The following is a 14,543-nucleotide window of genomic DNA, read 5'->3' as shown; positions in this document are numbered from 1 at the left end:
AGCACCCCGCCCTGACGGACGCCGCCGCCGAGCATCTTGCGCACCCGGCGCGCCTCGGCGACGAACGCCGCCGACCCGCCGACCAGCGACCCGACCGGCGCGCCCAGGCCCTTGCTCAGGCAGACCTGCACCGTGTCCACCCCGACGGTCAGCGCCGCGGGCGGCACCCCGAGCGCCGCCGCCGCGTTCCACAGCCGGGCGCCGTCGAGGTGCACCCGGATCCCCGCCTCGCGGGCGGTGGCGACCAGCAGCGCGTGGTGGTCGGGCTGGGTGACCGTGCCGCCGGCGAAGTTGTGGGTGTTCTCCAAGCAGAGCAGCGCCGTCCGCAGTGCGTAGTACGGCGCCCCCGCCGCGGCGAACGCGCTCACGTCGTCGGCCGAGATCCGGCCGGGCCCGCCGGTCCATTCCAGGGGATGCGGCATGCCGCCCGCCAGCCACGCGGGCGTGCCCAGTTCGGCCTCCAGCACATGGGACCCGCGCGCGGCCAGGAACCGGTCGCCGCGGCCCAGGTGCAGCATCAGCGCGATCAGGTTGCCCATGCTCCCGCTGGGCACCCACAGCATCGCCTCGACCCCGAGCAGCCCGGCCGCGCGCTCCTCCAGCGCCCGCATCGTCGGGTCGTGGTCGAGGACGTCGTCGCCCACCTCGGCGGCCGCCATCGCGGCCCGCATGGTGTAGTCCGGCTTGGTCACGGTGTCCGAGCGGAGATCAATCCGGCGCAGTGTGGTCACGATCCGATCACACCACAACGGGCAATACCGCTACGCGCCGACCACGGATCCCGGGGGTGGCGTAGATCTCGTCAGGTCCCCATGCAACCGTGGTGCCGGTCAGATCCGTCCCTAGTCCGTACAGACGAGTGGAGAGCGTTCGCGTGGATCAGCGCGACGAGCAGGAGTTCGCGGAATACTTCGCCGCGCGGCGCGACGCCGTGCGACGAACCGCGTACTTGCTGTGCGGCGACTGGCACAAGGCGGACGATCTCGCGCAGACCGCGTTCGTCGCACTGCACCGCAGGTGGCGCAAGGTCCGGGACCGTCAGGCCCTGGACGCCTACGTCCGCCGGTCGGTGGTTCGCGCGATGATCGACGAGACGCGCAGGCCGTGGCGGCGAGAGCGCCAGACGGAGGTCTTGCCGGAATCGGCGAGCACCGAAGGCGACATCGGCACCGCGGTCGCGACCAGGTCGGCGCTCCTCGACGGACTGTCGAGGGTGCCACCGCGGCAGCGGGCGGTGCTGGTGCTGCGGTACCTGGAAGGCTTGGACGTGGCGGCCACGGCCGAGACGCTCAAGTGCACCGAGGGAACGGTCAAGAGCCAGACCTCACGGGGACTGGCCGCCCTGCGGGAATCGCTGGGCGACACGCTCGACGATCTGCGGTCCGGGCTGTGAGGGCCACAGTGTCGGTGACGGTGACGGTGACGATGAGGGGGTGGAGGTAGTGGACGAGCGCAAGCTCTCAGAGCTGTTCAACGACGCGGTCCGCGACGTCCCGCCGCCCTCTTTCGACCAGTCGGACATCAGCGCTGAGTCATCGAGATTGACCCGAAAGAGGAACACCCTTCTTACCGGAACAGCGCTAGGCTTTGCGCTGTTGGCGGGTGTGATCGTCGCCGGCGACGCGTGGTGGCCCAGTAAAACCACCGGCGAGTCGTCTGCTGCTGGATCGGCCGAATCTCCCGCAAACAGTAACGATCTGTCGTCGCCATACGAGGTTACGACCGACGGACCGTCACAAAAGGCCGCGGAGGCCCAAGACTTCCCGCCGGCGACGCCAAGCAGGGGGCGTTCGTCGGATGGGAATGCCGGCTCTCAGGCCGGTGGCACCCCCAGCGGGTGCGGAACGGCGGACCGGGAGCTCGCTGCTGCCCTCGCGGGCGAGCTCCCGGCCGCCACTTCCCGCGGCGAGTACGTTCCTTCCCCCCTTGGCTGTCCGACCGGTGGTCGGTCCGCGAGCTTCGGCGTGCAGGACGGACCCCGCCGCGGCCTGGTGTCGATCATGCTGGTGCCCGCCGGTGTCAGCGCGCCGCTGGAGCCGCCGTGGATCGACCGGCCAGGTGCCACCGGATCGGTGGCGGGCGCCGCCTCGGGTGGTCAGCTGATCGTGGTGGTCGAGCCGTTCCCGGACTCCGCGGAACTCCCGCTCAACCCCGATGACGTGCGCGAACTCGCCCAGGAGCTGGCACCCAGGTACTGACCTGGCACCATTGCCACACCATGACCACCGCCAGCACCCCCAAGGGTGAGCGCCGCAAACACGCGCTCGTGGAGGCCGCCGCCTCCCTGCTGATCGAAGGCGGGTTCGACGCGGTCCGGCACCGCTCGGTCGCCGAGCGCGCGGGCCTGCCGCTGGCGTCCACGACCTACTACTTCGAGTCCCTCGACGACCTGATCGTCGAAGCCCTCGAATTCCACGGCCGCCAGGAACTGGCCCGCGGCCGCGAGATCCTCAACGAGCTGGCGACGAGCCCGAAAGGCCTGGAAGCGTTGGTGGAGCTGGTGCTCGACCAGCTGCTTGGCCCCAAGGCCAGGGACAACGACGCCCAGGCGATCCTGCTGCGCTACGAGCGGCTGATCGCCACCGCCCGCAGGCCCTACCTGCGCCCGCTGACCCTCGAACTCGGCGGCGAGCTCCGGTCGCTGTTGATGGACACCTTCGCCAAGTCCGCCGCGGGCATCGACGAGGCGCGGTTGGAGCAGCTGATCGCCCTGGTCGACGGCGCCGTGGTCAACGCGCTCATCGAGGTCGACCCGGACCCCCGCTCGGCTGCCCGCAGAATGCTTCGCGAAGCACTCGCCTGATCGACGCAACCTTTTCCGCCCGCTGAGCGTGAGTAGTAAGCGGAAGGGGGCGCCTTGCGAGACGACGAGGATTTCCGGGTGTTCGCCCACGAACACGCCAGAACACTGCGGAGATCGGCTTACCCGTTCTGCGGCGACTGGCACACCGCCGAGGATCTGGTCCAGACGACACTGGTCAAGATCTACCGGTCGTGGTCGCGGGTGGGCAAGCGCGACACCGTGCACAACTATGCCCGGACCGTCCTGCTGCGCACGTGGCTCGACGAGAAGCGCAAACCGTGGCGGCGCCGTGAGCCGGTCGGCTCCGAGGTGCCCGACACCGCCGACCCGAACATCGACGTCGCCGAGGGCATCGGCCACTCGTGGGACCGCGACCTCGTCCACAAAGCTCTGCTGACGCTGGCACCGCGTCAGCGCGCGGTGCTGGTCCTGCGGTACTTCGACGAGCTGAGCATCGCCGAGACCGCGCGGGTCATGCGGTGCACGGAAGGCACGGTCAAGAGCCAGGCGGCCCGCGGGCTGACCTCGCTGCGCGCGGTCGTCGCCCGACTGACCGAGGGGGAGCTGGAACATGCATGAGACCGAGCTACGAGACAACCTGTTGACCGCTGTGGCTGTCGAACCGCCGCTAGCGCTGGATATCGACGAAACGGTCACGCGCGCGCGCAAAGAGACCTCCCAGAAGCGGGCGCTGCTGGCGACGGGAGTGGCGGCGCTCGTGATCATCGGCGGGATCGTCATCGCCCCGGTCGCGGCCAAGTCCATGGGGGGGACGCAGGCGGCGGGCTTTCCGGGGCCGCCCCCTCCCGGTCGGCCCTCGGTGCCGACGGGCCCGACCTACACCAGCGCTCAGCTCGCCCAACGGTCCGAGGTTCTCGGGGTGGCGGTGCGGTCGCGGATCGCGGTCGTGCTGCCCGGCGCCACCGACATCGTGGCCAAACCCACGTGGGTACCGGGCCTGCGCGGTTTCGTCAGCCTGTCCCAGCACACCACCTTCACGCTGGACGGCACCCGGTTCGCGATCAACCTGGCCGTGATCGCGCCGGGAATCGAACAACGACCGGACGGCATGGCCTGCGAGATGGCCGCGGGGACTTGCTATTTCACCGATGGGTCCCCAGGCGACAACCTCTATCGAGCCCACTGGGTGGATGTGGTTCGTGCCGACTCCTCGGTGGTCACCGCCGCCTGGCACGCGCCCGCGTCCGGCACCGGCGGCCCGTCCCCGGAGGTCATCAACGGCTACCTGACCGCGCTGGCCAACGACCCGGCTCTGCACTTCTGAGCCGCGGGGTACCGGGGGCGCTGGGGGTGCCTCCGGTACCCCGGTAAGCTGGGCAAACGTGACCGCCGCGCAGAAGCCCCGCATCCCCAACGTCCTCGCTGGCCGCTATGCCTCCACCGAGTTGGCCACCCTGTGGTCGCCCGAGGAGAAGGTTCGGATGGAGCGCGAGCTGTGGCTCGCCGTGCTCTCCGCGCAGGCCAAGCTGGGCATCGACGTCCCCGAGCAGGCCATCGAGGACTACCGCCGGGTCCTGCCCGAGGTCGACCTGGGCAGCATCGCCGACCGTGAGCGGGTCACCCGCCACGACGTGAAGGCGCGCATCGAGGAGTTCAACGCGCTGGCCGGGCACGAGCACGTGCACAAGGGCATGACTTCGCGCGATCTCACCGAGAACGTCGAGCAGCTGCAGGTCCGCCGGTCCCTCGAGCTGATCCGCGGCCGGGTCGCCGCCGTGCTGTCCCGCCTGGCCCGGCTTGCCGCCGAGCACGGCGACCTGGTCCTGACCGGCCGCTCACACAACGTCGCCGCGCAGGCCACGACCCTGGGCAAGCGCTTCGCCACCGGCGCCGACGAGCTGCTGGTCGCCTTCCAGCGGGTCGACGAGCTGATCGCCCGCTACCCGCTGCGCGGCATCAAGGGCCCGGTCGGCACCGCGCAGGACATGCTCGACCTGCTGGGGGGCGACCAGGACAAGCTCGACGAGTTGGAGCGCGTCGTCGCCGAGCACCTCGGGTTCGAGAACAGGTTCACCAGTGTCGGCCAGGTCTACCCGCGTTCCCTCGACTACGACGTGGTGTCCGCGCTGGTCCAGCTCGCGGCGGCGCCGTCGAGCGTGGCGAAGACGATCCGGCTGATGGCCGGGCACGAGCTGGTCACCGAGGGCTTCAAGCCGGGCCAGGTCGGCTCGTCGGCCATGCCGCACAAGATGAACACGCGCTCCTGCGAGCGGGTCAACGGTCTCGCCGTGATCCTGCGGGGGTACGCGTCGATGGTCGGCGAACTCGCGGGCGACCAGTGGAACGAGGGCGACGTGTCGTGCTCGGTGGTCCGCCGGGTCGCGCTGCCGGACGCGTTCTTCGCGCTCGACGGCCTGCTGGAGACATTCCTGACCGTGCTCGACGAGTTCGGCGCCTACCCGGCCGTCGTGGCCCGCGAACTCGACCGCTACCTGCCGTTCCTGGCCACCACGAAGGTGCTCATGGCGTCGGTGCGGGCCGGGGTCGGCCGGGAGACCGCGCACGAGGCGATCAAGGAGCACGCCGTGGCGGTGGCCCTGGCGATGCGCGAGGAGGGCATCGAGCGCAACGACCTGCTCGACCGCCTCGCCGCCGACGACCGCATCCCACTCGACCGCGCCCGCCTCGACGCGCTGCTGGCCGACCGGCTCCCCTTCACCGGGGTGGCGGGCGCGCAGGTGGCGGCGGTCGTGAAGCGGGTCGAAGAGGTCCTCGGCCGCTTCCCCGAGGCGTCGGGTTACGTGCCCGGGGCGATCCTTTAGCCGCGATCGGGCGAATTCCGGCCGGCCCCGTCACGCCGATTCGGGCGTTGTCGATCACTCTCACGCGGTCAGTGAGAGGAGCGGTCGATGAGCGGGGACGGCAGGAGCGGATGGTGTGCGGCGGCGCCGTGATCGGCACGTCCGTGACCACGACCACCACGACCACCACGACCACCACGACCACCACGACCACCACGACCACCACGACCACCACGACCACGAAGTCCGGTGGTGGCAACAGCGGTGGCAGTGGGGGCACGAGCATTTAGAAGGAAACGAAGCCGCCCGCGTTCGCCGTGACCGAGGTGCAGCTGAACGTCGAACCGTCCGGCGGCACGGCCCGCACTTCGAGACAGGCGCTAGCGCCCGATCAGCACGATCGCCGGACTCCCGGCGCCCGCACGGAGTTCGTCGGCCGCCGAGCCGCCGTTGATCGCGAGCGCGAGGTGCCCGGCGGAGTCGACGAGCAGCACCGCGCCGCTGGGTTCGGCGTCGGCGAATGTCTGCCCGACGACGGCTTCGACGGACCGGTCGCCGACCTGGGCGTGCACCCGGGTCCGCGCCTTCGCCCCGGACGCGGCCAGGTCGAGCGCGGTCGCGGCGAGTTGGAGGTTGCCGAAGGTGTCGGAGCTGAGCACCTCGGTGGCGAGCCTGCCGGGAGTGGCGACGGTCTCTGGTTCGGGGAGCCGGACCAGGGTCCCGAGGTCGATCTCCGGCCCGAGCAGGTCCGGCGGCAGGCCCGCGGCCAGGTGGGCGGCGGCCGGGGCGAAGATGTCGCGCCCGTGGAAGGTCGCCGAGACCGGGTTCAGCCGGTACTCGGTCAGCTCGTACGCCGCGGAGATGCCCAGGGCGATGGCGGCGGGGATCAGCAGTCCGTTGTCCGGTCCGACGAGCATCCCCGTGTCGGTGGTGACCGCGATGGGTCTGCGCGTGGTCCCGACACCGGGGTCGACCACCGCCAGGTGCACCGCGGGCGGCAGGTGGGGGACGGTCTGCGCGAGCACGGCCGCCCCGCGCCGGATGTCCTGCGGTGGCACCAGGTGCGTGACGTGGATGATTCGGGCCGCCGGGGCGATCCGGGCTATGACACCCTCGCAGGCCGCTGGGAAGCCGTCGGCGAGGCCGTAGTCGGTGGTGAACGAGATCCAGTCGTACCCCATTCACGAAGTGTGCCCGCCGACGGCGAGCCCGTCACCAGGACGTGGCGGCCGCCCGCAGAAGCCGTGTCCAGGTGGCGATGAGCCAGGTCTCATAGGCGGGGATGTCCCAACTCGTCGTCTTGTTGAGAAGCAGGTAGATCTCGGCTTGCCCGAGCAGGGAACCGGTGTCGGCGAGCCAGCCGACATCCGCGCCGTCCGGCAGAGTCGGGCGCTGATCGCGGCCATCCGCGCGATCCGCTCGGCGGCGGTGGGAGCGGTCATGGCCGCGTGGAACCGGTCGCGGTCGGGGACGGCCACCCGCTGCTGGTCGCCGCCGATGGCCACGTCGAGACACCGTTGCAGCAGCGCGGCTTTGTTGGCGAACCGGACGTAGACCGTGCGGGGCGCGACGTCCGGGTGGGCGGCGACGTCGGCCACTCGCGGCCCATCTCACCGCGCAGGGCGTGCGGCACGCAGGCGTGCTCCGCACCCCGGTCGGCTGGGTCCTGCTGGGCGCTTCCGACCCCGACGGGCACGACGTCCGCTTCTACACCGTGCCCCTCGAACGTCCGGACGACATGGACTCGTGATCGTCACGCGGACCCGATCGCCAGCTGCCCATCACCACGATCGTCGAGATTGTGGCGCCGGGTCTGCTTCCCGCTTTCTGCCTGGTCGGCGCTCCCATGTACGCTCCCGAAGCGTGCCGACGCTCGCTGAATATCCCAAGATCGCCGCTGGCAAAGTCCGCGAACTTTACGCGGTCGACGACGACCATCTCCTCCTCGTCGCGTCCGACCGGATGTCCGCCTACGACTTCGTGCTGGACGCGCCGATCCCGGACAAGGGCCGCATCCTCACCGCGATGAGCGTCTTCTGGTTCGAGCTGCTCGGCGACCTCGTGCCCAACCACCTCGTCTCCTACGACGACGACCGCATCCCCGCCGAGGTCCGCGGCCGCGCGCTGATCGTGAAGCGCCTGGAGATGCTGCCGGTCGAAGCCGTGGCGCGCGGATACCTCGCGGGCTCGGGCACCCGGGACTACAACCGCACCGGCGCCGTCTGCGGTGTCACGCTCCCCGCGGGGCTGGTCGAGGGCTCCCGCCTGCCCGAGCCGATCTTCACCCCGGCCACGAAGGCCGAACTGGGCGAGCACGACGAGAACATCAGCTTCGACGTCGTCGCCGCGGACATCGGCGAAGACCTGGCCAACAGGGTCCGCGACATGACTCTGGCCATCTACTCCCGCGCGGCCGACTACGCCCAGGGCCGCGGCGTCATCCTCGCCGACACCAAGCTCGAGTTCGGTCTCCTCGACGGTGTCATCGTCCTCGGCGACGAGGTGCTGACGCCCGACTCCTCGCGCTACTGGCCCGCCGAGACCTACGAGCCGGGCCATGCCCAGCCGTCGTTCGACAAGCAGTTCGTCCGCGACTGGATGACCGCGCCGGAGACCGGCTGGGACCGCGAGGGCGACCAGCCGCCGCCCGCGATGCCCGCCGAGATCGTCGAAGCCACCCGATCGCGTTATGTCCAGGCGTACGAGCTGATCACCGGTCGGAAGTTCAGCGACTGGATCGGGTGATTATCCACAGGTGACACCTGGTCGTCACCGACATGCGCTGAGCTTGATAGGTGACGGCACGACTCGTGGTCTCGCTGGCCGGGATCGACACCCGAACCCTGCACCGCTGCGCCGACCTCGCCGAGGAGATGCAGAAGCGACAGGTGCCCCTGTCGCTGCTGTTCGCCCCTCGCCGCGACGGCGCGGTCGCCGACTGGGTCCGCACCCGCCGGACCGCGGGCGACGCGGTGCTGATGCACGGCTTCGACCATTCCCCCGAACCCCGGGCGCGGCGCACGGTGACGCTGGCCCGCCGGGCCGAGTTCGGCGCCCTCCCCGCGCATGAGGCGGGTCTGCGTCTGACGGCGGCGGTCTCGGCGATGGAGCGGCTCGGCCTGTCCACCGACAGCTTCGCCCCACCCCGCTGGCAGGCGTCCCGGGGCACCCTCACCGCCTTGCGCCGCAAGGGTTTCACCCTTTGTGCGGACCTCTACGGCGTGCACGACCTCACCACCGACGGCGTCCACCGTGCCCGCGTCCATGGCTTCGCCCAGACCGAGCGCGGCGAGACCCTGTGGTGCTTCACCTACGTCCTGGCCGCCGCCCGCACCGCCCGCCGCGGCGGCCTGGTCCGCTTGGCGGTCGACGCCGCCGACCTGGTCCGCCCCGGCCCGCGCCAGGCGGTACTCGACGCCGTCGACATCGCCCGCCACCACGGCGCCACCGGCGTCACCTACCCCGACGTCCTTGCCCCCGGCCCGATCCACCGCGTGACGACAACGGCCCGGCCCTCACTCCCCGCCGCTCGATGAGCGACCGGGAGGAGGATCGGGCCGTGCCACACAACCGCCCTTAAACCAGGCGCGCCGCGCAACCGCACCTAGGGGGACCGTGACGCCACTTGACCACGGTGACCGCAACACCGGATTTTCCAGCCGAAGGTGACTTCAGCAGAAAATTCCGGGGAGGCGGACTAGAAGGTGAGCTTCCAGGAGTTGATGTAGCCGGTGTCGTACCGGGCCACGTCCTGGACCTTGAGCTTCCACGTGCCGTTGGCGACCTCGGTCGACGCGTTCACCGTGTAGCTGGCGATCACGTTGTCCGCGGAGTCGTTCGACGACGACGCCTTGAGCCGGTAGGCGGTGCCGTCCGGGGCGATCAGGTCGATCACCAGGTCACCGCGCCAGGTGTGCACGATGTTGACGTCCACCTTCAGCGTCGCCGGGGCGTTGCCCGTGACACCCGAGACCACGATGTTGCTGTACACAGCCGCACCCAGGTCGGGGATGCTGACGTCGGCGGTGTTCTCGAAGACCGTGCCGGTGGGCGGCGGGGTGGTGCCGCCGTCGGAGACCGCGGCCAGGGCGTCGACGCGGCCCTCGCCGTAGAAGTTGTTCAGCGCGGTCGTGCCCGAGCAGCGGCTGTCGCCGCAGGTCAGGTCGTCCGCCTGGGTGGCGAGCTTCGAACGCAGGTCCGCCAGGGTGGCGGTCGGGTTCACGCTGACCAGCAGGGCCGCGACACCGGCGACGTGCGGGGACGCCATCGAGGTGCCGGACTTCGAGCCGTAACCGCCACCGGGGACCGTGGAGTACACGTTGTCACCGGGGGCCGCGACGGCGATCTTGCCGGTGCCGAAGTTGGAGAACGACGACTTCACGTTCGACGAGTTGATCGACGAGACCGACACCATGCCCGGCAGCTCGCCCGGGACGCTCAGGCAGTTGTTGCTGATCGTGCGGTTGACCGGGGTCGAGTCGTTCGGGCTGGTGCTGTCCGAGGACTTGCTCGCCAGGTTGTAGTTCTCGTTGCCCGCGGCGGAGACGTTGAGGACGCCCTTGCCCTCGGCGTACTGCTGGGCGCGCTTGACGCCTTCGAGGATCGCGGCCTGGTCGGCGTTGTCCGGGCAGTTGAACAGCCACGGGTCGGTGTAGTAGCTGTTGTTGGTGACGTCGAAGCCCTTGTCACCGGCGAAGACGAACGCGCAGATGGTGTTCTCCGGGAAGAACAGGCCGCTCGGCTTCTCCGCGATGCGCACCGAGGCGATCTTGACGCCCGGGGCGACGCCCACCATGCCCTTGCCGTTCTTGGCCGCGGCGATGGTGCCCGCGACGTGCGTGCCGTGGGTGTCGGTGTCGCGCCATGAGCCCGCGCGGGTGTCGAGCTTGCCGTAGGCGCAGGACGCCGACTTGGTGGCGTCGAAGTTGGCCTTGAGGTCGTAGTGCTGGTCGTCGACACCGGTGTCGAGCACGCCGACGGTGACCGCGGAGGAGCCGGTGTTGACGGCCCACGCCTTGTCGGCGCCGATCTGGGTCATGTCGACCCGGGCGGTCTCACTGCCGGTCGGGACCGACTGCGACGGCGTGGCCGGGATGGCCGGGTTCGCGGCCTCGGCGGGCACGTCGCTGGTGCGCGACGCGCCGACCTGCTGGACACCGGTGACGGTGCGCATCTTCGAGGCGAAGTCGGCGACCGACGAGTGCGCCACGATGACGCCGATGGCGTCGTAGGAGGCGAAGACCGAGCCACCGTTGTCGGCGACGGCGGTCTTGGCGCCCGCAGTGTCGTTCGGCGCGGTGATGACCAGGTACGAGCGGGTGCCCGCGGAGATGGAGCTCGGGCTGGAGATCGAACCCGGGCTGTAGATGGAGCCAGGGGCGGCAGGGGCGCCCGGGGCGGCGAACGCGGTGCCCGCCGTGGCGATGAGGCCGGCGCCGACCAGCGCGACGGTAGCCGCGCGGCCGAGCCGGGTGCGTGAACGCAGGAACACGATTCCTCCGGACAACTCAGGGGGCATACCCGCGCCGGTCGGCACGGGGTGCAGGAGCCCGTTAGTCAGTGAAGAGGGTATGTGGGCCCGTTCGGGACGGCTTGTGACGAAGTAATTCGCGGAATTGCGCCAAGCGGTCTATCAGAGTTCGACCGACTCGGCCGGAAGTACTCCACCGTCTCGGCCGGCTTCATCCAGGGCGCGCCGGTGGGCAGGGCCAGGATGTCGATCTTCTGCTCGGGCACGAACAGCGAGTCGCCGGGGTGGTAGAACGCGCCGTCGTCGATGACGTAGCCCAGGTTGGCGGGCGCGGGGATCTCCGGATGGATCACCGCGTTCTCTCGACCAGGACGCAGCAGTGGCCGAGGTGAGTGATCTTCACGCCGACAACCCTAGGCTTTTTGGCCGCTTTTCTCTCGCTCGCGAGCACTACTGGCGGGTAGTTTTGTGCCATGACCACCACGCAGACGAAGTTCGACTCGCTCAATCCGGCGACAGATGAGGTCGTCGGCAGCCACCCCATCCACACCGCGGAGGAAGTCCAGGCCGTGGTGGAGCGGGCGCGGGCGGCGGCCGCGTGGTGGGCGGACCTCGGCTTCGCGGGTCGCGCTGAGCGGCTGCAGCGGTGGAAGGGCGTGCTGACCCGGCGGGCCGCGCAGCTCGCCGGTGTCGTGCACGCGGAGACGGGCAAGCCGCACGCGGACGCGATGCTGGAGATCATCCTCGCGATCGACCACACCGACTGGGCGTCGAAGCACGCGCGCAAGGTGCTCGGGCCGCAGCGCCGGTGGTCCGGGCTGCTGATGGCCAACCAGGCCTCGACCGTCGAGTACCAGCCGCTGGGCGTGGTCGGCGTCATCGGGCCATGGAACTACCCGGTGTTCACCCCGATGGGCTCTGTCGCCTACGCGTTGGCGGCGGGCAACGCGGTGGTCTTCAAACCGAGTGAGTACACCCCCGGCGTGGGCCGGTGGCTGGCCGACAGCTTCGCCGAGATCGTGCCCGAGCACCCCGTGTTCCAGGTGGTCACCGGATACGGCGAGACCGGCGCCGCGCTGTGCCGGTCGGGCGTCGCGAAGATCGCGTTCACCGGTTCGCCGGGCACCGGCAAGAAGATCATGGCCGCCTGCGCCGAGACACTGACCCCCGTGTTGATCGAGGCCGGCGGCAAGGACGCCCTCATCGTCGACGCCGACGCCGACCTCGACCTGGCAGCCGACGGCGCCGTCTGGGGCGGCTTCTCCAACGCGGGCCAGACCTGCACCGGCATCGAGCGCGTCTACGTCCACGAACAGGTCTACGACGCGTTCGTCGCGAAGGTCGTCGAGAAGGCCAAGACCGTCCGCCCCGGCTTCGACGCCGACGCGAACATCGGCCCGATCACCATGCCCAGCCAGCTCGACATCATCCGCCGCCACATCGCCGACGCCGTCTCCCGCGGCGGCCGCGCCCTGGTCGGCGGCGAGGTCGGCGACCGCTACGTGCAGCCCACCGTGTTGGTGGACGTCCCGGAGGACTCGTCAGCGGTCCGCGAGGAGACGTTCGGCCCGACCATGACCATCGCCAAGGTGCGGGACATGGACGAAGCCATCGCCAAGGCCAACGACACGACCTACGGCCTCGGCGGCTCGGTCTTCTCGAAGAAGCGCGGAATGGAACTCGCCCGACGGCTGCGTTCGGGCATGGTCGCGGTGAACTCGGTGATCAGCTTCGCCGGCGTCCCGTCCCTGCCGTTCGGCGGCAGCGGCGACTCCGGCTTCGGCCGCATCCACGGCCCGGAGGGCCTGCGCGAGTTCGGCAAGCCCAAGGCCATCACCCGCCAGCGCTTCCGCGCCCCGCTGACCCTGACCACCTTCGCCCGCGGCCCGAAGGTCGACGCCCAGGTCGCGAAGCTGATCACCCTGCTGCACGGCAGGCGCCGCTAGCGCTTCATCCGGCTTTGATCAGGTCCGCGGCCTTCTCCGCGACCATGATCGTGGGTGCGTTGGTGTTGCCGCGTGGGATCACCGGCATCACCGACGCGTCCACCACGCGCAGGTTGTCGACGCCGCGCACGCGCAGGTGCGGGTCCACCACGGACAGGTCGTCCTCGCCCATCGAGCAGGTGCCGACCGGGTGGTACAGCGTCTGCGTCCACTGGCGGGCGCTCTCGGCGAGGTCGTCGGTCTTCGGGATGAACGGCTTGTCGAGGTACCGGCTCAGGCCGGACTGGGCGGCGATGTCGATCAGGGTGCGACAGCCCTCGACGATCGCGTCCATGTCGGCGGCCTCGGCGTAGTAGGCCGGGTCGATCAGGGGACGCCAGTGCGGGTCGGCCGACCGCAGTCGCAGGGTGCCGCGGCTGTGTGGGGCGACCAGGGTCGCCGCCGAGGTGAAGCCGGGAGCCGTCGGTTCGCGCAGGCCGTTGTCGTAGAACATCGTCGGCGCGACGTGGAACTGCATGTCCGGGGCGTCGAGGCCGTCGCGGGTGCGGGTGAAGCCGCCTGCTTCGCCGATGTTCGACGTCAGCGGGCCGCGGCCGGTCGTCTGCCACTGGATCAGCCGCCGCGGGGTGGAGAAGTCGGCCAGGTCGGTGGTGCCCTTGGTGGTCCAGATGACCGGGGCCGCCGGGTGGTCGTGCAGGTTGCCGCCGACGCCCGCCAGAGCCACCGCCACGTCGATGCCGAGGTCCCGCAGGTGCTCGGCGGGACCGATGCCGGAGAGCATCAGCAGCTGCGGCGAGTTGATCGCGCCGCCGGACAGCAGCACTTCCCGCGAGGCGCTGACGGTGTGGGTTGCACCGATGTGTTCGTACTCGACCCCGGTCGCCCGCGTCCCATCCAGGAGGACCCGCGTGGTGAGGGCGCGCGTGCGCACGACCAGGTTCGGGCGGGTCATGGCCGGGCGCAGGTAGGCGTCGGCGGTCGACCAGCGGCGGCCGCGCCTGCACGTGACCTGGTAGAGCCCGGCGCCTTCCTGTTCGGCTCCGTTGAAGTCGTCGTTCGGCTTGAGGCCCGACGCCGCCACCCACGCGGCGCTGAGTTCGTGGGTGAACCGGCGGTCCTCGACGTGCAGCGGGCCGACGCGGCCGTGCAGCGGGCCGTCGAGGCGAGAGTTCCGCTCGGCCTTCACGAAGTACGGGAGCACGTCGTCGTAGCCCCAGCCGACGGCGCCGTGCTGGTCGCGCCAGGTGTCGTAGTCGGCGCGGTTGCCGCGGATGTAGATCATGGCGTTCATCGACGAGCAGCCGCCGAGCGCCTTCATCCGCGGCCAGTACGCCGTGCGACCGCCCATGTGCTTCTGCTCGACGGTCTCGTAGTTCCAGTCCCACCGGGTCTTGAACAGGGTGGAGAACGCCGCCGGGATCTTGATCTCGTCGGCGTCGTCCGCCCCGCCCGCCTCCAGCAGCAGGACCTTCACCTCCGGGTCCTCGGTCAGCCTCCCCGCGAGGACACAACCCGCACTGCCCGCACCGACCACGATGTAATCGAACGACTCCATGCGGTCG

Annotated in this window: 16 protein-coding genes and 1 pseudogene; 11 read left to right on the top strand and 6 right to left on the bottom strand. The window is 70.4% G+C overall.

From position 1 onward, the window contains the following. Positions 1-731 (bottom strand): threonine aldolase family protein (locus ACRDSQ_RS21075; RefSeq protein ID WP_431423438.1); only part of this gene is annotated, 731 nt, incomplete at its 3' end. A gap of 143 nt (positions 732-874) precedes the next feature. Here ACRDSQ_RS21075 and ACRDSQ_RS21070 point away from each other — a divergent pair. The 7 genes from ACRDSQ_RS21070 to ACRDSQ_RS21040 all read left to right on the top strand — a co-directional run bounded on the left by ACRDSQ_RS21070 (position 875) and on the right by ACRDSQ_RS21040 (position 5,855). Beyond that, positions 875-1,393 (top strand): SigE family RNA polymerase sigma factor, encoded by a 519-nt coding sequence (locus tag ACRDSQ_RS21070; RefSeq protein WP_431423437.1) that lies wholly within the window; start codon positions 875-877, stop codon positions 1,391-1,393. A gap of 571 nt (positions 1,394-1,964) precedes the next feature. Next, positions 1,965-2,198, top strand: coding sequence for a hypothetical protein (locus ACRDSQ_RS21065; RefSeq protein ID WP_431423436.1), 234 nt, complete (start codon positions 1,965-1,967; stop codon positions 2,196-2,198). Positions 2,199-2,218: 20 nt separating this feature from the next. After that, positions 2,219-2,803 (top strand): TetR/AcrR family transcriptional regulator, encoded by a 585-nt coding sequence (locus ACRDSQ_RS21060; RefSeq protein ID WP_431423435.1) that lies wholly within the window; start codon positions 2,219-2,221, stop codon positions 2,801-2,803. A 54-nt stretch (positions 2,804-2,857) separates the two neighbouring features. Then, positions 2,858-3,382: an RNA polymerase sigma factor gene (locus tag ACRDSQ_RS21055; protein WP_431423434.1), complete on the top strand. Its 525-nt coding sequence runs from the start codon at positions 2,858-2,860 to the stop codon at positions 3,380-3,382. Continuing rightward, positions 3,375-4,088, top strand: a complete 714-nt coding sequence (locus ACRDSQ_RS21050) for a hypothetical protein (RefSeq protein ID WP_431423432.1) — start codon at positions 3,375-3,377, stop codon at positions 4,086-4,088. Before ACRDSQ_RS21055 ends, ACRDSQ_RS21050 begins: the two co-directional genes overlap by 8 nt. Before the next feature lie 58 nt (positions 4,089-4,146). After that, positions 4,147-5,586, top strand: a complete 1,440-nt coding sequence (gene purB, locus ACRDSQ_RS21045; RefSeq protein WP_431423431.1) for an adenylosuccinate lyase — start codon at positions 4,147-4,149, stop codon at positions 5,584-5,586. 71 nt (positions 5,587-5,657) lie between these two features. Continuing rightward, the gene (locus ACRDSQ_RS21040; RefSeq protein WP_431423430.1) at positions 5,658-5,855 is read left to right on the top strand and encodes a hypothetical protein; all 198 of its coding nucleotides are present in this window, start codon (positions 5,658-5,660) and stop codon (positions 5,853-5,855) included. 90 nt (positions 5,856-5,945) lie between these two features. Here the strand turns inward: ACRDSQ_RS21040 and ACRDSQ_RS21035 are convergent, their stop codons facing one another. Next, a complete protein-coding gene (locus ACRDSQ_RS21035) occupies positions 5,946-6,746 on the bottom strand; it encodes an SAM hydrolase/SAM-dependent halogenase family protein (RefSeq protein ID WP_431423429.1) in 801 nt (266 codons plus the stop codon). Further along, a complete protein-coding gene (locus ACRDSQ_RS21030) occupies positions 6,747-7,163 on the bottom strand; it encodes a TetR/AcrR family transcriptional regulator (protein ID WP_431423427.1) in 417 nt (138 codons plus the stop codon). 26 nt (positions 7,164-7,189) lie between these two features. On the opposite strand from ACRDSQ_RS21030, the gene ACRDSQ_RS21025 reads away from it, so the two are divergent. The 3 genes from ACRDSQ_RS21025 to ACRDSQ_RS21015 all read left to right on the top strand — a co-directional run bounded on the left by ACRDSQ_RS21025 (position 7,190) and on the right by ACRDSQ_RS21015 (position 9,101). After that, positions 7,190-7,315 (top strand): hypothetical protein, encoded by a 126-nt coding sequence (locus ACRDSQ_RS21025; protein WP_431423425.1) that lies wholly within the window; start codon positions 7,190-7,192, stop codon positions 7,313-7,315. Between the two features lie 113 nt (positions 7,316-7,428). Next, positions 7,429-8,310 carry a phosphoribosylaminoimidazolesuccinocarboxamide synthase gene (locus ACRDSQ_RS21020; RefSeq protein ID WP_431423424.1) on the top strand — a complete coding sequence of 294 codons (882 nt, stop codon included), beginning with the start codon at positions 7,429-7,431 and terminating at the stop codon, positions 8,308-8,310. A 50-nt stretch (positions 8,311-8,360) separates the two neighbouring features. After that, complete coding sequence (locus ACRDSQ_RS21015; RefSeq protein ID WP_431423423.1) at positions 8,361-9,101, top strand: DUF2334 domain-containing protein; 741 nt, start codon at positions 8,361-8,363, stop codon at positions 9,099-9,101. Positions 9,102-9,262: 161 nt separating this feature from the next. Here ACRDSQ_RS21015 and ACRDSQ_RS21010 read toward each other — a convergent pair whose 3' ends face one another. Together ACRDSQ_RS21010 and ACRDSQ_RS21005 are read right to left on the bottom strand one after the other, a co-directional pair. After that, positions 9,263-11,056: a S8 family peptidase gene (locus tag ACRDSQ_RS21010; RefSeq protein WP_431423422.1), complete on the bottom strand. Its 1,794-nt coding sequence runs from the start codon at positions 11,054-11,056 to the stop codon at positions 9,263-9,265. A gap of 161 nt (positions 11,057-11,217) precedes the next feature. Continuing rightward, positions 11,218-11,403 (bottom strand): annotated as a pseudogene (locus ACRDSQ_RS21005) (MBL fold metallo-hydrolase); the annotation flags it as partial. 105 nt (positions 11,404-11,508) lie between these two features. On the opposite strand from ACRDSQ_RS21005, the gene ACRDSQ_RS21000 reads away from it, so the two are divergent. Then, positions 11,509-12,981 (top strand): aldehyde dehydrogenase family protein, encoded by a 1,473-nt coding sequence (locus ACRDSQ_RS21000; RefSeq protein ID WP_431423420.1) that lies wholly within the window; start codon positions 11,509-11,511, stop codon positions 12,979-12,981. Positions 12,982-12,985: 4 nt separating this feature from the next. Here the strand turns inward: ACRDSQ_RS21000 and ACRDSQ_RS20995 are convergent, their stop codons facing one another. Then, positions 12,986-14,536, bottom strand: coding sequence for a GMC family oxidoreductase (locus ACRDSQ_RS20995; protein ID WP_431423419.1), 1,551 nt, complete (start codon positions 14,534-14,536; stop codon positions 12,986-12,988). Positions 14,537-14,543 lie beyond the last annotated feature (7 nt).

This window comes from Actinokineospora sp. (assembly GCF_050699995.1).
Lineage (GTDB): Bacteria > Actinomycetota > Actinomycetes > Mycobacteriales > Pseudonocardiaceae > Actinokineospora.
This window is presented reverse-complemented; position numbering and strand designations above follow the sequence as displayed.